Source organism: Campylobacter sp. CN_NE2 (assembly GCF_027797465.1).
GTDB lineage: Bacteria > Campylobacterota > Campylobacteria > Campylobacterales > Campylobacteraceae > Campylobacter_B.
On record NZ_CP115608.1, the window covers coordinates 576,220 to 595,741 of the forward strand.

Here is a 19,522-nt window from a genome sequence, read left to right on the forward strand (position 1 = left end):
AGTGTTTACCTTAAAATTTCCCTTTGACCTTTGGCGTCAGGTTTGCTTAAAAAGCCTGTCATTTCTAGCTGTTCTATTATAGTTGCAGCGCGATTGTAGCCGATTTTAAGACGGCGTTGCAGGTAGCTTATAGAAGTTTTGCCGTCATTTGATATAATCTCTTTTGCTTCATCAAGCAAAGGATCGATCTCGCTACTATCAAGCCCAAATTCGCCGTTTTCGCCGCCATCTTCGCTTTCGGTGATAAATTTATCATCATAAACCACGCTTTGTTGCGAACGCAAATATTCGGCGACCATATTTATCTCATCTTCTGTCGCAAACGGCGCATGCAGGCGAATAGTAACACTTCCGGTCGGTGGCGTAAAGAGCATATCGCCTCGCCCTAGCAAACTCTCAGCGCCCATTTGATCGAGAATTATACGGCTATCCATAGATGAGCGAACTTTAAAGCTAATGCGACTTGGCATATTTGATTTGATTAAGCCTGTTACAATTTCCTTGCTTGGGCGTTGGGTAGCGATTATTAGGTGAATTCCGCACGCCCTAGCCTTTTGCGCTAAAAGTGCAATGTTAAATTCAACATCTTTTCCGCCCGTCATAATAAGATCGGCAAATTCGTCGATGACAACCACGATATAAGGCAGAATTTCTCCGTGCTCTTTTGCGATTTTTTCGTTATAGCTTTCGATATTTTTAACCTTATTATCTGCCATCAAGCGATACCTGCGTTCCATTTCAGCAACCACATTTCCAAGGGCAGTAATCGCCTTTTTTGGCTCTGTTATAATCGGCGTTAGCAAATGCGGAATATCTTCATAAACGCTAAATTCAACCATTTTTGGATCTACCATTATTAAACGCAGGGTTTTTGGCGAATTTCTATACAAAAGGCTTAAAATAAGCGCATTTACGCCGACACTTTTACCGCTTCCTGTGGTTCCTGCGATGAGCAGATGCGGAAGTTTTTTAAGATCTGCTACAAATGGCTGACCGACAATATCCTTGCCAAGTGCCACAGTTAAGGGGCTTGAAGCAGTTTTGAAAATTTCGCTTTCAAAAATTTCGCGTAAATAAATCGTTTCTATGTCTTTATTTGGAATTTCGATTCCAACGACATCTTTACCCGGAATTGGGGATTGGATTCTTATCGTTTCGGCTCTTAAAGCCATTTTTAGATCATTTTGCAAATTTGAAATGCGATCGACTTTGACATTTGGCGCAGGACGAAACTCAAAAGTCGTAACCACAGGACCTGAGTATGTTCGCACGACATCGCCGTCGATTTTAAATTTGCGAAGTTTATCGAGCAAATCGTAAATTTTTTTATCGATTTCGCTTTCGTCTATGCTAGTGCGTTTTTTCGGTGCAGAATTTAAAAAATCCAAAGGCGGCAAAATAAAATCATCAGGCTTTGTGATTTTTCCTTTTTCGAGCTGGTCAAGTAGCATTTTATTTTCAGCTACTTCTCTTAAATGCTCGACATTTGCAAATTTGCTAGATTTTAAAGAGCTACTTTTGCTTTGTGTTTCGCTATCGTCGCTCTGGACATCGTCAAATAGACTTTTGCCCTGCTCTTTTTTTATGCGTTCTTGTGCTTTATTTATCTTTTCTTTTGCCATTTTTGAAGCAAGACGAGTTTTTTTAGTCGATGTTTCTTGCGGTTTTTGTGGCTGCGAAAAGGTCGGTTGCTCATAAATTTCTTCTTTTGGTTTGCGTTGGATAATAAACCAATTTTTGACGATATTTGTAAATTTATCTTCAAAAATCAAAACAAGCGAAAGAATAAAAATAGTAATATTAAAAATCCAAACACCAACGCTACCTATCATAGCGCGAAGTTCGCCGATAAGAGCTGCGCCGATAGCACCGCCACCATTTTCACCAAAAATAGCACCTTGTATGCAAAGAATAGTAAAAAATAACAAAATAATCCCTGCGATAAATTCGACAAGGCGTAGATCAAATTTTTTAAAATATTTATAACCGATAAAAATCGGAATTAAAAGCAAAAACGGATATAAATTTGCAAAATAACCAAAAAGTGCAGTATTATACGCGCGTATGATATTTCCAATACTACCGACTAACGCAGAATCCGGAGCAATCGTAGCAAGTCCAAAAAAAACAAGCAAAGCCGAGCAAATAATAAAATAAAATTCTCTTAAAATAATAAATCCTTTTAAATTTATAAACGAAGCATTGTAACGAATTTAGAATTAAAATTTAATTTGAAAACGCCCGAATTTTCAGTTTTCGGGCGTTTAAATTTGTTATTAGTTTTTGACGGCTTTTCCAAGATCCCACATAGGCATAAAGATACCAAGCGCAAGTAGCAAAACCATACCTGCCATAAAAAATAGCATAATCGGCTCAACATAGCTTGAAATATTATCGATAATATCGTCAAATTTTTCTTTGTAATAATCAGTTACATTTCCTAGCATTTTATCTAGACTTCCTGATTGCTCACCGGCACTAATCATCTGAATAAGCATACTTTCATAAAGCCCAGTATTTCGCATAGCATCGGTTAAGCTAACACCTTGTTGCACTGCAACTTTAATGGTAGAGAGTTTTTCTTTTAGCGTTTCGTTATCAACCATCAAAACAGCAGTATCAAGTGCATCTGCTATCGGAATACCAGCTCGGACTAGCTCAGTGAAAATAAGCATAAATCTTGACATAGTAGAATAAAAAATAATCTTACCAAATAGATAAACTTTTAAAATTCCCTTATCCCAGCCTCGCTTAAATTCATCGTTATTTTTATACGCCCATTTAAGAGCCACAATAGTGCCAATAATCGCGAGTAAAACATATATACCATAATTACTCAAAACAGATTCGATTCCTAACAAAATTCGTGTAGGAAGTGGTAAATCAGCACCTAGTTCTTCAAAAATTTCACGGAATTTAGGAACAACATAAAGCATCAAAATAGAAAAAGCAATCGCCATAACTATCATAAGTATCATAGGATAGCGCATAGCCTTTTTGAATTTTCTTTGGTTTTCCCAAATCTCATCAAGCATTTGAGCTAGTTTCGCCAAAGACTCAGCCATATTACCCGTGCTTTCACCAAGACTAATCATCGCAATAACGACATCGCCAAGTTCACCTCTAAATTTTTCAGAAGATTCTGTTAAGCTAAGACCAGCATTAAGGTCATCATTCATAGCAGAGAAAATCTCTTTTAATTTTCTATCTTCTGTTGCATTTGCGACCTCTTTAATGGAATCATGAATAGAAATACCGGCATTTGTCATAACAGAAAGTTGTTTAATAGAAGCTACAAGAGCAGGAATTCTAACTCTACTACTGGCTCCCATAAGTCTAGTAACTTGCGTTTTAATATCTCCCAATGAAGCACTAACATTACTAGTTTGTGTTTCGCCAATCTTAGTTATAACGCCACCGTTTCTTTGCTTAATTAAATTTCTAGCCGCAACTTTGTTATCAGCTTTTAGAAACATCTTTTGTTTTTTTCCGTTTGCAATATATTCTACTTCAAAATTTTTCATTGTTTTGCCACCCTATAAATTTCTTCAATACTTGTTGCTCCCCTTGCCGCACGGATCACGCCATCGTGGAACATATCAATAAAACCTTCTTTAAGAGCCAACTCTTTCATTTCGTCCTTAGAGGCACCATTTGCTATTAAACTTTGCATACTATCACTAATAGGTAAAATCTCGCTTATCATCTCTCGTCCTGCATATCCAGTTCCAGCACACTCATCGCAACCAACAGGTTTATAAAATGTATATTTTTCAGGTAGATACGGCGCAAGAGTATCTAGCATAGATTTTGGAAGCATTGTTGGCTGTTTGCATTTTGGACAAAGTTTTCGCACCAATCGTTGTGCTTCAACCGCAATTAACGCACCGCTTATAAGATAACTTTCAATACCCATATCTACAATTCTAGGGATTGCGCTAATTGCGTCATTTGTGTGAAGTGTTGAAAATACAAGGTGTCCAGTAAGTGCCGCTTGAATCGCGATACGCAATGTTTCTTGGTCACGAATCTCACCGATCATTATAATATCAGGGTCTTGACGCAAAATAGAACGCAAAGCCGCAGCAAATGTAAGCCCTGCTTTTTCATTAACATGGACTTGTTGGATCAAATTTACCTGATACTCAACAGGATCCTCAACGGTAATAATCTTCGTATCAACACTTTTTACATCATTAAGTGCCGCATAAAGCGTAGTTGATTTACCGCTACCAGTTGGCCCGGTAACCAATATAACGCCATAAGGCGCATGCATTGCGTTATTAAATTTTTTAAAGCTTTCTGGGTGCATACCTAATTTTTCAAGACTAATAATAACCTTTGATTTATCCAAAATACGCATAACGGTTGATTCACCATTGATAATAGGAAGTGTTGAAATACGAAAATCATACTCGCGTCCGGAAATTTTCATACTAAAACGACCGTCTTGCGGTTTTCTGCGTTCTGCGATATCCATATTCGAAAGAAGTTTGAGCCTTGAAACCAAAGGCGGATAAATATCTTTATCAAAGATAAAAATTTCAGTTAGCATACCGTCAATTCTGGTTCGCACGACGCAGTTATTTTCAGATGGCTCAATATGAATATCGCTACCGCGAGAGATAATTGATTGTTTAACTATCATTTCAATAAGTTGCAAAATAGCTGAACTATCATCGTCCTTACCGCTACCGCCTGTATTTGTAAGCTCCTTACGAATTTCATTAACCAAACCTCTGATACTATCAGACAACTCTATTTTATTAAGATATTTTTTGATCTGATTAGGGTCAGCAACTACGATTTTTACAAGTTTTTTATTAAAAATTCCTTGAATTCTATCTTGCGCATCCATATCAAAAGGATCTGAAAATGCAACAAACATATTGAGATCATCTTCTTTAACAGGAATAACACCGTATTTTTTAAGCTGAGCAGTAGGTGCTTTTTCTGAAATTCTAAAATCTACATCCACATCGTCAAGATTCATATAAGTCATCTTAAATTTACCAGCTAAACTTTGCAAAAAAGTCTTTGTGTCGATATAAAATTTTTCATTAACCTCTTCAAGCGTGATTTGTTTTCGTCTATAAATATCTACCAAAAGACAGGCAAATTGATCTTGATCAATATAGTTATCACCAATTAAAACCTCGCCTAGTGTAAGCCCAATATCCATTTTTTCGCTAATCTCAGGAATGATATCGGGAGTCAAAACTCCGTTTTTAATAAGAATTTTTATAATATACTCTTCAACTTTTGTCATACATATCACCAATACATTTTAATAGAATTTACCTTGTCATCAACATAAAGGGCAACAACCATTTTTTTTATGCCACCTTCATCTTTGATGAAAAGCTCAGCCCTGTCTCCGTTTTGTAAAGTAAAGATATATGTATCACTCTTTTTTACATAATCTTTTTCTACAAATTTATCAAAAATTTCAGACAAAATATAATTAATCTTTGGCGTTCTAATATAACTTATATCAACATTATCGCAAAGTGCCAAATATAGCATTTTCTTTTGAAATAAAATTGTCGAGTATAAAGACGCATTTTCGCGCGATTCTTTATTTTTATAAAGCATAACAGTCGGGATAATAAGCTCGTTTATTTTATCCATTTTCAGACAAGCTTTTGCATAAGTATTTGCTAACGAATCGTTTTGTTGCTCAATAAATAAATTTCGAACACTTTCTTGACAAATTCTATTGTATTGCCCAATTTGATCCCAATTTCTGACATCTTCAATATCGACAGCGACAGCAAAACCAACAAAAACTAAAAATGAAATTATAAATCTCATAACGATCCATTTCTAATCTGTGAAATCAAATTTGCTATATCTTTATCATTTGCCCTTGAATTAAATGTTTCAAGTGCATATAAAGCATCATTTTTTCTACCTTTTTTATAATTAGCCTTAGCAAAAATCATCCAGCTTTGAACATTATCTTTATTTAACTCATTTGATGTTAAAGCCCATTTAATAGCACCGTCGTAATCTTTTTTATTGTAAGCTTGTTCGGCTAGGGCTAATGAATACTCAATATTTTTTGTAGCATAAAATTTGCTCTCCAAATTTTGTTTATTAGGATCAAGCCTTGAAGTGCTTATTTGAATTCTACTTGAAATCGGACTCGTAGGCCGTTTTGGAGCAGCCTGAGTGTTTGCAACCGAATTTGATCTAGGCGATACAGGAGCATTGCCGAAATCTATGATTTCATTTTGTGGAACCGAATTAAAAATAGGATTTTGTTGTTGCGGAACAAACTGCGGTTGTGGAAAATTTTGATAATTATTATTTTGGTAATTATTTGTAATACTAAATCCCGCAGAATCTTCACTAGAATGAATTCCTACATCGTTTAAATTTAAAGTAGGTCGCTCGGCATTTGTAGCATTAGAATTTGAAGCAATCGGCGCACTCATGTTAAAGTCAGATTTTGTATATACTATATTTTCATTTTGATTTGCAATAGCAACTTGACTATTTTGCGAACCTTGCGATTGAATTTGAGTTTCAGGTTGAACTTCAACGCTATTTTGATTTATTTGCGCCATCGAAATCTTATCATCATTACTATCTTTTAAAATCCAAACAATAGCTCCAATTGCAACTGAAATAAAAAGCAAAAGCGCTAAAATAGTTTTATCAAATTTAAATGAAGTATTGCTAGATTTACTATTTTTTAAAAAAGAAAACTGCCTCCTTTTTTTATCATACTCTTCCCAGCGTTTTTCTAATTCACTAACTTCATAATATTCAAGCATTTATAATCCCCGCACTAATCGCTGCCATTTCTATAATTTTGTTATTGATCTGAGACAAACTAATCTCAGTTGGCTTATTAACTTCGTAATATTCAAACAACTCATACATCTTGTACATAAGTTTGTTGATATTTCTTAAATTTCCGTCCGTTAGTTCCAAAATCAAATCGAAATTTTCATCGCCAAACATCAGAAAATATTGATGAAAGCCTTGAAAAACAAGCTTTTTCTCAATATATAGTTTAATCTCGCTCAAATTTGAATTTGGAAGTTCAATACTTTCCCAAATTCGTGTTTTAAAATAGTCTTTCGCGAGCCTATCTTCTTCATCGGTTTTATGAACCGTAAATAAAAATTTAAACAATCTCGTATCAGCCATAAGGCGAATTTTTTCTATTAAATTTCCCGGATAGAGCTGAGCCTCGTCAAGCAAAATAACAACCTGACTTACGCTAGGAATATTTTTCTCAGAAATTTGCGTTTTTTCCTTATAAGCTCGCATAAAATTCTCATAGTTATCAATGTTTTCATTAGGATAACCACCAAAAATTTGAAAATAAAGCTCTAAGAAAAACTCTGTTTCGTCAAAAAATGGCTGTGGCAAAAAAACTACTTTTACCTTTTTTTCTAAATCAACTTTTATTTTATTTAACAAAAAAGTTTTCCCGCATCCTGGCTTTCCATAAAACAATATAAGCTTTAACGGCTTTTGCAAAGCATTTAAAATCTTGTGGTAAGCAAGCGTGGATTTATCGAGATTAACGAAGTTTGTAACTTCGTTATCCTCGATAAAAATATCCTTTATTTTTGTATAATTATTTGTATTACTCATTTTCATAAATCGATTTTGAATATCCAAGTTCTTTAAGCGATTTGCTTAAAGGAACACTAGTATCATCAATAATTCTAGGAGTAACAACAAAAATTAGCTCGGTTGTAGACAACTTATCATGTGTGCTTTTAAAAAGATTGCCAACCAAAGGAATAGAGCTAAGCATTGGAACGCTTGTATTATCTTTAGTTTTTGTTTGACCAATCAAACCACCAAGAATAACAGTATCGCCATTATTTACCCAAACTACACTTGAAATTTTCTTTTGCAAAGTATCTGGCGCAATCTCTCTAATACCAGTTTGTCTAACATTTTCATCTTCATACTTGAAGCTGCTTAGGCTAGGATTTATTCTAAGCATAATTTTATTTTCATCGGAAATTTCAGGCAATATATTCAGTAAAATTCCAATAAATGTAGAATATTGAGTATATGTTATGCTAGTTTGACCACTAATGGTATTGTTGTTTGTACTTTCTTTTAAAACACGGTAATTGATATTATCGCCAACTGAGATAATAGCGGGTTGATTATTCATAGTGGTAACTTTTGGACTAGAAATAACCTTAGTTTTACCCTTTGTTTCTAAGAAATTTATCATTCCATCGATATTAAAGTTCAAACCAGCACCAAATGTCCAAGTGGCACTATCATGCTTTTCGCCAGTATGTCTGCCACGATGACCAAAATCTCCATTGCTATAACCAGTCCAAGCATAGTCTGCATTCATTAATCTTCCAGTAGATAAATCTTTTGCTACACCTAATGGATTGCCAATATAAGATGAGAAACCAAGTTGAAATCTTGACCAATCAATACCTGTAGTGTAGTCGTTGTTTAACTCAACTGCGACAATATTTACATCAAGCAAAACTTGTCTACTAAGCCTTTTTTGCATACCTTTTAGATACGCTTCAACTCTTTTAAGTTGTGATTTCATACCAGTTACTGTTACCAAACCCGCATTTTGATTTATAATAGGAGCAACGGCAACATATTTTTCTGTTCCGTTATTTAAAATTAGAGTAATTTCTTCACTAATCTTTTCCCAAAAATCAAATTTTTCTTGTGTTTTAATCATATTTTCTTGTAATTTTTCATCATCTATATCATTACCAACTTCAATAGGGGCTGAATCTACACTTGATTTAGTAATAGCAGTTCCCTCTCTAACAGAAGTTATATAATCAACTTTAAAAGTTTTAGTATCCAAGGCAGAAACCTTTAAAATTCCATTTGAATATTCATAATCTAAATTATTTTCAGAAATTAGAAGATTAAAAACTTCCCTTAAAGACATATCTTTTATACTTATACCTTGAAGCTCTTTATTAAGTTCTTCCGAAGCCATAGCATCTTTTGCAACAAAAGAAAATTTACACATATCTGAAAGTTGAGATAACATTTCATTTAGTGTAACAGTTTCATTAACTTTGATATTAAGAGCTTTTCTCTCACAATCCGAAGAAGTTGCAGGCGCTGCAACTAAACTAGATGCTGTCACCGATAAAGCAAGCAAAGCCGCTATACTAACTTTTTTACTTATATGAAATAATGACATTTTTCTTTCCTTGATTCATTTTTATTTCAATTTTATTGTCGCCGTCTGCAACTAAAACACTATTTTCGTTTATTTTAACGATTTGATACGATCCTATATAATCCCCAATCTCGTACCAAGCCTCATTTAGTTTAACCTTATCTCCCAAAATTCCGCGTAGTTGTAAATCAAATGTTTTATCCACTACAACTTGTGTTTCGCCTTCTTTTGGTTTTGGTTTTAATGGGTAAAATGGATCTTTAAGTGCTGTAATTTTATCATCTGATAAACCAATCCTTGGCTTACTTAGGGTATTAAATTTATCATCATAGGCAGCCTTATTTATACCTTCCGCATAACACAGTAAAACGGAAAACATAGAAAATAAAATTATCTTTTTCATTGATATCTTACCCCCCATATAGATATTCCAATAGTTCCACCAACCTTACCGTCAGTCGTAGATTTATTAACATCCAGTTTATTTACATCAACTATCATCTTTGATTCTTCAATAGCATTGATATAGCGCAAAACATTATGATATGTACCTTCCATTACAACGCCTACATCAAGCATAGCCTGTGGTTTTAAAACTAATGTTTTTTGGTCTATATTCTTTTCCTCGCTAGTTATAGCAAAAACCTTAACATTGCTTTTTACAGCCATCTCTGTTAGGCTATCTAAAAACTCAGCCCAATTCTCTCTATTGTATGTAACATTTGAAACTTCTCTAAGTTTATTGTCAACGTACTGATTAGAATCAATCGTTTCATTAAGCCTTGCTTGTTCGCCTTTTAATACAGTTTCTTTATTTTTAATTTGACTATAAGTTCCATTCCCCAATGGTCCAAAAGCATTTAGACTATTTGTAGCCTCATTTAGATTCTTGGTAGCTTTATTTAACCTGTTTTGCTCACTATCAAAATATTCCTGCGAACCAGTCGATAGAGCCAAATAAGCAAGAGCGCCAGCAATAAATAACGCTAACACCAAGTAAGTATTTGCACTACTTCCTTTGCTTTCAAACCAAGAATCAATTTTATCAAGTGTAGTCTGCTTTCTCATTACTCCACCTCCACGCTAACATTGCTGTCATAAACAACTGTATGTTCATTTTCATTTAAAATAATAGATCTAGTATAAACAGAATATGGTCTAGTCTCACTAATATTCTTCAAAAGCTCAGTCATTTGTTTATCATTTCTAGTATTGACATTTACCGTTAAGTTTCTATCATCTGTTTTGATGCTTTGAATATTGCCTTGACTACCAACAACCATATTCGATAAATCATGAATAGCAATTGCCTTCATCGCATAATTTATCTTTTTATCAAAAATTCCATCCAACAAACTAAGCCTATCTGTCAATATTTTATTTTCTCTTGCAAAATCTTCTCTTGTTTGCGTAATTTGTTTATTTAAATTTTCATCAATACCCTTGACTTTATTAAGTTCAGCATTTACTTGCGCATACTCTGCTTCTTTTTGATCTGAAATCAAGCTATTGTAGTACCCATGACCATATTGATACAAAGGATAAGCTGCACCAAGCAACAGGCCAAGTGCGATATAACCAAAAAGCTTACCACTATTTCTTTGTGTTATCGGCGGTGGTCTTTTAAACGGAGAGTAGTTGTGCTCTTCGTCTTTATTGGCAAGGAAATTTTGAGCCGTTAAAAACATCAAAGTATCAAGCTGTGTAAGCTCAAATTCTTTGGCATTTTTTGCAACACTAAAATTAAATTCTTTATATGTTAAATTTAGCGTATTTTCTACAAAAACTTCGATACCTGGAATCTTACCAACATCACTACCAAAATATATATTTTGGATTCTGATATTATAAATTTTGTTCAAAGAATTGATAATATCGTTAATATAATAGAACATATCATCAAAAATTTGAATCATATAATCTCGTTCAGCCGGACTTTCCAAATTTGCACCGTAAGTGGATAACATCATATTAAATGTGTTTTCTTCAAGCTTACTTCCAGTTAATTCTGCAAATTTATCACTTAAAAATTTAAGATTGTATCTTAGTTGGCGAGATTGAAAATATTCGCCGTTTTGATACACAACCAAAAACGCATCTTCTCGTTGCAAATAGATAAAACAATCTGTCCCTTCTTTTGTCAAAAGCCCTCTGCTATATAGACTTTCATACAAGAAAGGCGCAATCGCAACATAATCAAGATAACCAGTTCGTGCAGCAATCGCATCAAACTGAGTATTTAAAAGTTGGTTATCGACGACGAAAACATTAAATGCTCTCTCGTCGCTACTTGCACCGACAACTTCAAGATATGTAATCTTGTAATCCAAAGTAGCATCAAGCCCAAGCTCTTCATAGACCTTAATAACGATAGCATCCAACAAATCCGCATCTTCAACAGATCGCGGAATCTCGACGGTTGTCGTTATAATGTCTTTAAAAGGAATATAAGAGATGTAAGTCTCTTTTGCTCGGCTAGATCTTCCGAAATCGTGTTCAAAGATCTCGTTGCCACTTAACCCGAATATGGTCTGCGTGACCTTGTTAATTGCAACTATAGAGTTTGCATTACTACTATTCTTAGCCATCTTTTTTCCACTTTATAAAGAAATTTGCTTATAGTTTAATCAAAAACAAACAAAATGTCAATAGATAAAATGGCTTTTTATGCTATTTTCGTCGTTTTTCCACGATTTTTTAACAAAAACGCTTAATTTGACATAAATTTTAACCTTAGAAAAAGCTGAAATTAACTTTTTCGATTTTATGCCTATTCGCTTGATTGTATCGCCGTTTTTACCGATTAAAATCTGTTTATGAGATTGCGTATCAGTTATAATTTTGGCATAAATTGAAATTAAATTTGGAGTTTCATTTACTTTTTCTATGATAACATCTGTCGAATACGGAAGTTCGCTGTTTGTGTTTTCAAAGATACTTTCAAGGATAAAATCCCTATAAATATCCCTTAAATTTGTGCTGCTTATGAGTTCGGGGTCATAAAAATACTCATGTTCTGGCAAAAATTTGCAAATTTCATCTAAAATTTGGCGTTTGAAAACATTTTTTTTAATATTTATAGGTATTATTGCGCCAAATTTATCTTGGAATTTTTGATATTCACTTAGTTTTTTCACGATTTTTTCGTCATTTGCTTCATCAATCTTAGTTAAAAGCACGATATGATTTACACCATTATGCAAATTTAAAAACTTTTCATAATTTTCAGTGCTATCGTGGATTGGTGCTAAAAATAGCACCAAATCGCTATCCCCGATCGCATTTAGTGCAACCTCAACCATGATTTTATTCATCATTTTATTGCTCTCATGCAGTCCCGGCGTATCGACAAATATAATTTGGTCGTCGCCGTGCATAACTATTCCGTTGATTTTACGGCGCGTTGCATTTACTTTGTGTGAGACAAGCGAAATTTTTTCGCCCAAAATGTAGTTTAAAAATGAGCTTTTCCCTGCATTTGTGCGACCGATTAGACTAACAAATCCACTTTTCATTATAATATATACTTCGCTAAATCTTCATCTTTGACGATTTCATCAAGCTTTTCATCGACAAATTTATCATCGATTACCACTTTTTGACCTTTAAATCCGTCGGCTTCATAGCTAATATCTTCAAGCACTTTTTCCATCACCGTATGAAGTCTTCTAGCGCCTATATCTTCGACTTTTTCGTTTGTTTTTGCGGCATTTTTTGCAATCGCTTTTATTCCGCTATCACTAAATTCAAGCTCTACACCCTCTGTGGCAAGAAGCGCGATATATTGTTTGATTAACGAATTTTTTGGTTTTGTTAAAATTTCACAAAGCGCATTTTCGTCCAAACTATCAAGCTCTACACGCAAAGGAAATCTACCTTGAAGCTCAGGAATCAAATCGCTTGGTTTGCTTATATGAAACGCCCCTGCTGCGATAAATAAAATGTGGTCTGTATTGATATTTCCATATTTTGTGCTAACGCTCGAACCTTCTACGATAGGAAGCAAATCTCTTTGAACGCCCTCTTTGCTAGGATCTTGGCGAGAGCCCGAATTTGCACTCACAGCGACTTTATCGATCTCGTCGATAAAAATAATACCTTCATTTTCGCTTCTTCGCACGGCTTCTGCCTTTATGCGCTCTATATCTAAAATTTTATCACTTGCTTCGTTTCTAAGAGCCACTTTTGCGTCTTTGATTTTCATCTCTTTTTTGCTTTTTTTACTGCTTATACCGATGACTTTGATAAAACTTTCTTGCATATTTGCCATTTCAGGCGGTAAATTTGAATTTGCTTCAAATGTATTTTCGCTGATTTCAATCTCAATCATCAAATCATCTAAATCGCCGTTTTTAAATTTAGTTGCCATTTTTTCATAACTTTTAGCATAATCAGCGTTTTTTTCTTCACTTGCTCCACGCGGTAGTGGCGGAAGAAGTTTTTCTAAAATTTTCTTTTCTATATATTCATCGATTTTTTCTTTGTTTTTTTCAAATTCTTCGCTTCGCACCAAATTTATAGCTGCACTTACCAAATCCCTAACCATAGATTCGACATCTCGTCCCACAAAGCCGACTTCTGTGTATTTGCTAGCTTCGACTTTGATAAAAGGCAAACCAAACATCTTTGAAAGTCTTCGCGCTATTTCAGTTTTTCCAACGCCCGTCGAGCCTATCATTAAGATATTTTTTGGGATTATCTCATTTTTCATCTCATCATCTAGTTGCATTCGGCGATAGCGATTGCGAAGTGCTACTGCGATAACCTTTTTGGCTTTACTTTGACCGATTACATAATCGTCTAAATTTTTTACTATTTCTCTTGGTGTCATCATTTATTTATTGTCCCAGATTGCATAAGTTTTAATGTTTTCATTTGTATAAATGCAAATTTCAGCCGCTATTTTTAGGCTCTCTTTGACTAGTTCTTCTTCATTTAAATTTCCAAATTTATCTAAAGCCCTAGCTGCGCTTAAAGCGTAGTTTCCACCGCTTCCGATTGCGACGATTTTTCCGTCATCCGGTTCGACGACATCGCCCGTGCCGCTTAGTAAGAAAATATGCTTTCTATCGATAACTATCATCATGGCTTCAAGTTTTCGCAAATATTTATCTTTTCGCCACTCTTTGCTAAATTCGACAACGGCTTTTAAAAGTTCGCCTTTTGCGTTATCAAGGCATTTTTCAAACATATCAAAAAGATTAAACGCATCAGCCGTGCTTCCTGCAAACCCTGCTAAAACGCTCTCATCTTTGCCTATTTTGCGAATTTTGGTCGCTTTTCCTTTTAAAACGGTGTTTCCAAATGTAACCTGCCCGTCTCCGCCGATAACAGAAGCATTTTTGCCTTTGTAGGCAAGTATGGTTGTAGCTTCAAACATTACAAACCTACCACTTCGATTTCAAATTTAGCACTTATGCCGTGTTTAAATTTAGCACTCACATCGTAAATTCCTGTGGTTTTGATAGTGCCAAATTCCAAGATTTTTTTATCGACTTCAAAGCCTTTTTGCTCTTTTAGGGCATTTGCGATGTCATCTTTGGTAACAGCTCCAAAAAGTCCGCCATTTTCGCCGACTTGTTTTGCCACCTTTACACGCACTTTTTCAAGCTGAGTTTTTAGCAAATTTAGTGTTTCGATTTCACTTTGTTTAAGCTCGGCTTCTTTTCTTTTTCCTGCTTCAAATTTACGCAAAACTTCGGTTGTAGCAGCCAGTGCAAAGCCTTTTCCGATTAAAAAATTATTTCCGTATCCGTCTTTTACTTCTTTGATTTCCCCTGCTTTTCCAAGCCCTTTGACATCTTTTATAAGTAAAACTTTCATCAAATTTTCCTTTTAAATTTAGAATTTTCGACCGCTTTTTCCTGCGATGATAAAACGCAAAGCATTTAGTTTGATAAAGCCTTCTGCGTCTTTTTGGTTATAAACTGCATCTTCTTCAAATGTGCTAAAATCGACATTGAAAAGACTATCACTTTTGCTTTCTCTGCCTATTACGCTTACGCTTCCTTTGTAAAGTTCAAGCCTAACGGTGCCATTTACGCACTCTTGCGATTTATCTATCAAAGCTTGAAGCATAATGCGTTCAGGGCTAAACCAAAAGCCGTTGTAGATTAACTCGGCATATTTTGGCATAAGTTCGTCTTTTAGGTGAGCGGCACCTCTATCAATCGTAATACTTTCAATCGCTCTGTGAGCTTTTAGCATTATCGTTCCGCCCGGAGTTTCGTAACAACCCCTGCTTTTCATACCGACGAAGCGATTTTCGACGATGTCAAGTCTGCCTATGCCGTGTTTTGCACCAAGATTATTTAGCTCATTTAGCATTTCGTGTGGTTTTAGTTTTTTGCCGTTTAATGCGACAGGATCGCCATTTTTATACTCGATTTCGATGATTTCACTCTCATTTGGTGCTTTTTTAGGATCGGTTGTCCATCGCCACATATCATCTTCCGGGGCGTGGTTTGGATCTTCTAAAACTAGTCCTTCATACGAAATATGAAGCAAATTTGCATCCATCGAATACGGCGATTTTCCTGCTTTTTTTACGATTTCTATGCCATGTTTGCTAGCGTATGCTAAAAGTTTTTCACGACTATTTAAATCCCACTCACGCCATGGTGCGATAACCTTTATATCAGGTTTTAACGCATAAGCTCCAAGCTCAAAGCGGACTTGGTCGTTTCCTTTGCCGGTAGCTCCGTGGCTGATAGCATCAGCCCCTGTTTTATTTGCGATTTCGACAAGTCTTTTTGCAATAAGCGGTCTAGCGATACTAGTTCCTAGCAGATACTCGCCCTCATAAATCGCATTTGCCCTAAACATAGGGAAAACATAGTCGCGGACGAATTCTTCTCGCAAATCTTCGATAAAAATATTTTCTGCTTTTATGCCTAGTTTTAGGGCTTTGTCTTTTACGGGCGCTAGGTCTTCGTTCTGACCGATGTCTGCTGTGAAAGTAACCACTTCGCAACCATAGTTATCGCCAAGCCATTTTAAAATAATGCTAGTATCTAGCCCACCGGAATATGCCAAAACTACCTTTTTTACGCTATTTTTTTCTGCCATTTTTAAACCTTTTAAGTAAATTTAACTGCTTATTTTAGCCAAAATTTTGTTTAAAACTTCTGAAATTTATTAATATTGGAATTTTTACATTTTTTCTGTATTTAAAATTTTTTGTATCTGTGAATTTATCGCATTTTCATCAAAAATTTCAAAAAACAAAATTTGCAATTCCTTTTTATTTGCTTTATAAAAGTATTTTAAATCATCTTTTTTCCCTATTTTTGGATAAATCAAAACATTTTTTTGACTTTTATATTTTTCGGCATAAGCAAAAATCTGATACAAATCGCTCTGCGAAATATCATCTTTTATGCTTTTTATGATTTTCCATTTTGTATCCAAAATTATAGTATTTTCGCCTTTAATCGCCAAAATATCGGGTCGCATTTTAAACAAATTCTCTCCGCCGTTATCCGCCAAAAGATACTTACTCGAATTTTGCGTTTTTATCTCAAATTCGCTATGTTTTTTAAAATAGTCCGCCACAAAGCTCTCAAAAAGCAAATTCATATCAAAAAGCAGGGCAAAAGCCTTATCGCTTCCGCTATACTGCGTAAAACTTTCGTTTTTTAGGAAAATTTTGCACCACGCAAGGGCGATTTCATATCTGCTAAAATGGCGTGAGCTTTGGCATTTTGAGAAATCTGCGCTTAAATTTTTGCTCTCTAAAATATCAGAAAAAACAAATTTCGCATTTGCTAATCTTGCCGTTGTTTTAGCGCTAAAACCAAATTTAAAAAGCAAATTTAACGCACTTACGATAATGCGATTTTCAGGTATATTTGCTATAAATTCATCGGCGTTTGTATAAAATCTCTCTTTGTGGATTAAATTTGCCTTTAAATGCTCGTTAAAAAGTAATTTTCCTTTTAAAAAGTGCCTGTTTTGGCTGATTTCGACATAGTTGTTTTTGATACCACTTTTTATGATTATATCAAGTTCATCTAAGAACATAATTGCAAAAATTTCTAAGAGCGGAAAGTTTTTGGCTTTTAAATTTGCCATTTGTGTCCGTTTAAACGGCGAATTTTTAAGCGTTTTTAGCATTTTAAAAAGCAAATCTCGGGATTTTTTGCTATCAAATTCATCATCTTTTTCAAAAATTTTTGGCAAAATCTCCAAAACAAAACCGCTTTTGGTTTGGATTAAGCCGACGAAATTTTTAGCTTTTAAGGTATGCGAATTTACAAAACCGATAAATTTATCGTTGCCGTAGCCGTGAGCGAAATCCACAAGCTCAGCAAAGGCTTTTTTAGCTTTTTCGCTTCCAATTACGCCAGATATTTCATTTTCGCCAAATCTTTGCCACTCGGCAATTTGCAAACTATTCATAAATATTTTTACAAATTTCTATAAATTTTTCATCATTTAATTCATCAAATTTGCAAATTTGATAAACCATTTTACCATCATCGATAAAGCTAAATTCTCCGTTAAATTTAGGCTTTGGTTTGTCGGTTATCATACCATTATCGTTCAAAACAGCTCGAATTTTTTCATAATCATCATAAAAATATTCTTGCAAAAGCGGAATAATTTTATTTTTAAAGGCTTTTCGCAAATCGCTTAAATTCGCAACGCCGATAAAATAAGCATGACCGATTGTATGCTCTCTATCGAGCAAAAATTCTATTCTTTCGTTAATCGCATTTAAAAGCTTTTGCAAATTTACGCCGTCGATATTTTCGCTTAAATTTTCAGCTTTTGGCATCATCTCCACAAACTCAAATCGTCTTCTAAGAGCGGTATCGATTAAGGCGATAGAGCGGTCCGCTGTATTCATAGTGCCGATTATATAAAGATTTTTTGGCACTCCAAAACCTTTGCCGTTATCAAATTTTTTGCCACTATACGGCAACGCAACCCTTAATTCTTCGGGATTTTTTATGCGTTTGCTTTCTTCTATCAGCGTAATCAACTCGCCAAAAATCTTTGAGATATTTCCGCGATTGATTTCGTCTATGATTAGGATATATGGCTCTTGTTTAATTCTTTGTATGGCTTCGATAATTAAATTTTTATTTGTTTTTACTTGTTGAAATGTTTTTATGCCAAAATTAACTTCATCGAATTTTATATAGCTATCCGTATCTTTTGCATACCAAAGCCACTTAATTTTTCTATAAATTTTTTCCTTTTCTTCTTTTATAATATTTTCTATAATGCCAAATGCTCGTATTGTTTTACTTTTGCCATTTGTAGAAGTTGGGATAACTATATAATGTCCATTTTGAGCCGAATTTTTAAGTTCATCATAGCCATAATTCTTGAAAGTATAAACATACTTATTTTCTATACACTCATCAAAATAATCATTTTCTTTTTCGCCGTTAGGAAGCGTATAAAGTCTCCATAAAGTTTTTTCTTTGTCTAAATTTTGTATAGAATTTGCCCTTTCGCAAATTTCTTTAAAAATTCCGTTTTTTATCTCGTATTTTAACTCGCCGCTTTGGGAATTTTTATCATCAAACACAGGCTTTATGCCTTCGACAAACTCTTCATAGCCATAACTTTGATGAAAAGTTATGAACTCGATTTGTCCGTTTTGGCGATATTTATCAAATTTAGCCTTTCTATTTTCGGAAGGACTTTCGCCCAAAATTTGTAAAGCCAAATTTACAACTTCATAAGTCTTACCAGTCCCCGGAGGTCCGTAAAGAATTTGATTTAGTGGGAATTTCATTTTCTCCCCTTTATTTTCACTATTTGGTTGTATTTTTAAATTTTGATTAGTATTTTGTATCGGTCTAAAATCATCAACACTAAATTCATTAAAAATATTTATTAAATTTTCTAATTCTGTAATCATATCATCTGATATTTCATTAAATTCTTTTTGATACCAAGCCGTTCTTTTACCTTTGAAATTTTCTTTTTTATCTCGTTGGTTTAATAAATTATAAGCATTGCAATATATATCGTTTGCTATTGCTCCACCTATCATAGTATAGAATTTTTTATCATTATGATTATATATTAAAATTACATAAAATCCTTTTTTTTGAGTGAAATTATCTGTATTTACCAAATATTTTTGCAAAATATCTTTTCTACAAAAACAAATATTTGGAGTTTTACTTAACTTACCGCTACCAACACCAATATCCACTACAATATTATCAAATTTTGTTTTCAAATTTTCTTTTATTGGTTCTATTTGTTGTGGTATTCCTGTTGTTTTATCTGTTTCCTTACGATTATCAATTATCCTTACAAATTCACTTACAGCAGATTTTAAAATTTCTCTTTGTTCTTGTGTGAATTTTAATAATTCTCTATCACTAGCCATTTTATCTCCCC

Annotated in this window: 16 protein-coding genes and 1 pseudogene; all 17 read right to left on the reverse strand. The window is 34.2% G+C overall.

Features of this window, described 5'->3' with window-relative positions; all coding sequences use genetic code 11:
* Positions 1 to 5: 5 nt before the first annotated feature.
* Positions 6 to 2,135, reverse strand: coding sequence for an FtsK/SpoIIIE family DNA translocase (locus PF028_RS02810; protein WP_270861224.1), 2,130 nt, complete (start codon positions 2,133 to 2,135; stop codon positions 6 to 8).
* Positions 2,136 to 2,276: 141 nt separating this feature from the next.
* Positions 2,277 to 3,524, reverse strand: a complete 1,248-nt coding sequence (locus PF028_RS02815) for a type II secretion system F family protein (protein WP_270861225.1) — start codon at positions 3,522 to 3,524, stop codon at positions 2,277 to 2,279.
* On the reverse strand, positions 3,521 to 5,269 hold the full coding sequence (locus PF028_RS02820) for a GspE/PulE family protein (RefSeq protein WP_270861226.1): 1,749 nt from the start codon (positions 5,267 to 5,269) through the stop codon (positions 3,521 to 3,523). Before PF028_RS02820 ends, PF028_RS02815 begins: the two co-directional genes overlap by 4 nt.
* A gap of 5 nt (positions 5,270 to 5,274) precedes the next feature.
* Positions 5,275 to 5,814, reverse strand: coding sequence for a hypothetical protein (locus PF028_RS02825; RefSeq protein WP_270861227.1), 540 nt, complete (start codon positions 5,812 to 5,814; stop codon positions 5,275 to 5,277).
* Positions 5,811 to 6,782: a CDC27 family protein gene (locus PF028_RS02830; RefSeq protein WP_270861228.1), complete on the reverse strand. Its 972-nt coding sequence runs from the start codon at positions 6,780 to 6,782 to the stop codon at positions 5,811 to 5,813. The genes PF028_RS02825 and PF028_RS02830 overlap by 4 nt, the downstream gene beginning before the upstream one ends.
* Positions 6,775 to 7,614, reverse strand: a complete 840-nt coding sequence (locus PF028_RS02835) for an ATP-binding protein (RefSeq protein WP_270861229.1) — start codon at positions 7,612 to 7,614, stop codon at positions 6,775 to 6,777. Before PF028_RS02835 ends, PF028_RS02830 begins: the two co-directional genes overlap by 8 nt.
* Entirely contained in the window at positions 7,607 to 9,175 is a 1,569-nt protein-coding gene (mshL, locus tag PF028_RS02840) for a pilus (MSHA type) biogenesis protein MshL (protein ID WP_270861230.1), read from the reverse strand. Before mshL ends, PF028_RS02835 begins: the two co-directional genes overlap by 8 nt.
* On the reverse strand, positions 9,153 to 9,557 hold the full coding sequence (locus PF028_RS02845) for a hypothetical protein (RefSeq protein WP_270861231.1): 405 nt from the start codon (positions 9,555 to 9,557) through the stop codon (positions 9,153 to 9,155). The genes mshL and PF028_RS02845 overlap by 23 nt, the downstream gene beginning before the upstream one ends.
* Complete coding sequence (locus PF028_RS02850) at positions 9,554 to 10,222, reverse strand: hypothetical protein (protein ID WP_270861232.1); 669 nt, start codon at positions 10,220 to 10,222, stop codon at positions 9,554 to 9,556. The genes PF028_RS02845 and PF028_RS02850 overlap by 4 nt, the downstream gene beginning before the upstream one ends.
* Positions 10,222 to 11,742: a hypothetical protein gene (locus tag PF028_RS02855; protein ID WP_270861233.1), complete on the reverse strand. Its 1,521-nt coding sequence runs from the start codon at positions 11,740 to 11,742 to the stop codon at positions 10,222 to 10,224. The genes PF028_RS02850 and PF028_RS02855 overlap by 1 nt, the downstream gene beginning before the upstream one ends.
* Positions 11,743 to 11,799: 57 nt before the next feature.
* Positions 11,800 to 12,669 (reverse strand): GTPase Era, encoded by an 870-nt coding sequence (gene era / locus PF028_RS02860; RefSeq protein WP_270861234.1) that lies wholly within the window; start codon positions 12,667 to 12,669, stop codon positions 11,800 to 11,802.
* Positions 12,669 to 13,988, reverse strand: coding sequence for an HslU--HslV peptidase ATPase subunit (gene hslU, locus PF028_RS02865; protein ID WP_270861235.1), 1,320 nt, complete (start codon positions 13,986 to 13,988; stop codon positions 12,669 to 12,671). Before hslU ends, era begins: the two co-directional genes overlap by 1 nt.
* Positions 13,989 to 14,534 (reverse strand): ATP-dependent protease subunit HslV, encoded by a 546-nt coding sequence (hslV, locus tag PF028_RS02870; protein ID WP_270861236.1) that lies wholly within the window; start codon positions 14,532 to 14,534, stop codon positions 13,989 to 13,991.
* Entirely contained in the window at positions 14,534 to 14,977 is a 444-nt protein-coding gene (gene rplI / locus PF028_RS02875; RefSeq protein ID WP_270861237.1) for a 50S ribosomal protein L9, read from the reverse strand. The genes hslV and rplI overlap by 1 nt, the downstream gene beginning before the upstream one ends.
* Positions 14,978 to 14,995: 18 nt before the next feature.
* Positions 14,996 to 16,222, reverse strand: coding sequence for an argininosuccinate synthase (locus PF028_RS02880; protein WP_270861238.1), 1,227 nt, complete (start codon positions 16,220 to 16,222; stop codon positions 14,996 to 14,998).
* 84 nt (positions 16,223 to 16,306) lie between these two features.
* Positions 16,307 to 17,554, reverse strand: a complete 1,248-nt coding sequence (locus PF028_RS02885) for an McrC family protein (RefSeq protein WP_270861239.1) — start codon at positions 17,552 to 17,554, stop codon at positions 16,307 to 16,309.
* A pseudogene (locus PF028_RS02890) lies at positions 17,547 to 18,920 on the reverse strand (McrB family protein); the annotation flags it as partial. The pseudogene PF028_RS02890 and the gene PF028_RS02885, both read right to left, overlap by 8 nt.
* Positions 18,921 to 19,522: the final 602 nt, after the last annotated feature.

Excerpts from the sequence above, each read along its gene's own strand:
- PF028_RS02815 (WP_270861225.1), bottom strand. The coding sequence starts at position 3,524 with ATGAAAAATTTTGAAGTAGAATATATTGCAAACGGAAAAAAACAAAAG.
- PF028_RS02820 (WP_270861226.1), bottom strand. The coding sequence starts at position 5,269 with ATGACAAAAGTTGAAGAGTATATTATAAAAATTCTTATTAAAAACGGA.
- PF028_RS02825 (WP_270861227.1), bottom strand. The coding sequence starts at position 5,814 with ATGAGATTTATAATTTCATTTTTAGTTTTTGTTGGTTTTGCTGTCGCT.
- PF028_RS02830 (WP_270861228.1), bottom strand. The coding sequence starts at position 6,782 with ATGCTTGAATATTATGAAGTTAGTGAATTAGAAAAACGCTGGGAAGAG.
- PF028_RS02835 (WP_270861229.1), bottom strand. The coding sequence starts at position 7,614 with ATGAGTAATACAAATAATTATACAAAAATAAAGGATATTTTTATCGAG.
- mshL (WP_270861230.1), bottom strand. The coding sequence starts at position 9,175 with ATGTCATTATTTCATATAAGTAAAAAAGTTAGTATAGCGGCTTTGCTT.
- PF028_RS02845 (WP_270861231.1), bottom strand. The coding sequence starts at position 9,557 with ATGAAAAAGATAATTTTATTTTCTATGTTTTCCGTTTTACTGTGTTAT.
- PF028_RS02850 (WP_270861232.1), bottom strand. The coding sequence starts at position 10,222 with ATGAGAAAGCAGACTACACTTGATAAAATTGATTCTTGGTTTGAAAGC.
- PF028_RS02855 (WP_270861233.1), bottom strand. The coding sequence starts at position 11,742 with ATGGCTAAGAATAGTAGTAATGCAAACTCTATAGTTGCAATTAACAAG.
- era (WP_270861234.1), bottom strand. The coding sequence starts at position 12,669 with ATGAAAAGTGGATTTGTTAGTCTAATCGGTCGCACAAATGCAGGGAAA.
- hslU (WP_270861235.1), bottom strand. The coding sequence starts at position 13,988 with ATGATGACACCAAGAGAAATAGTAAAAAATTTAGACGATTATGTAATC.
- hslV (WP_270861236.1), bottom strand. The coding sequence starts at position 14,534 with ATGTTTGAAGCTACAACCATACTTGCCTACAAAGGCAAAAATGCTTCT.
- rplI (WP_270861237.1), bottom strand. The coding sequence starts at position 14,977 with ATGAAAGTTTTACTTATAAAAGATGTCAAAGGGCTTGGAAAAGCAGGG.
- PF028_RS02880 (WP_270861238.1), bottom strand. The coding sequence starts at position 16,222 with ATGGCAGAAAAAAATAGCGTAAAAAAGGTAGTTTTGGCATATTCCGGT.
- PF028_RS02885 (WP_270861239.1), bottom strand. The coding sequence starts at position 17,554 with ATGAATAGTTTGCAAATTGCCGAGTGGCAAAGATTTGGCGAAAATGAA.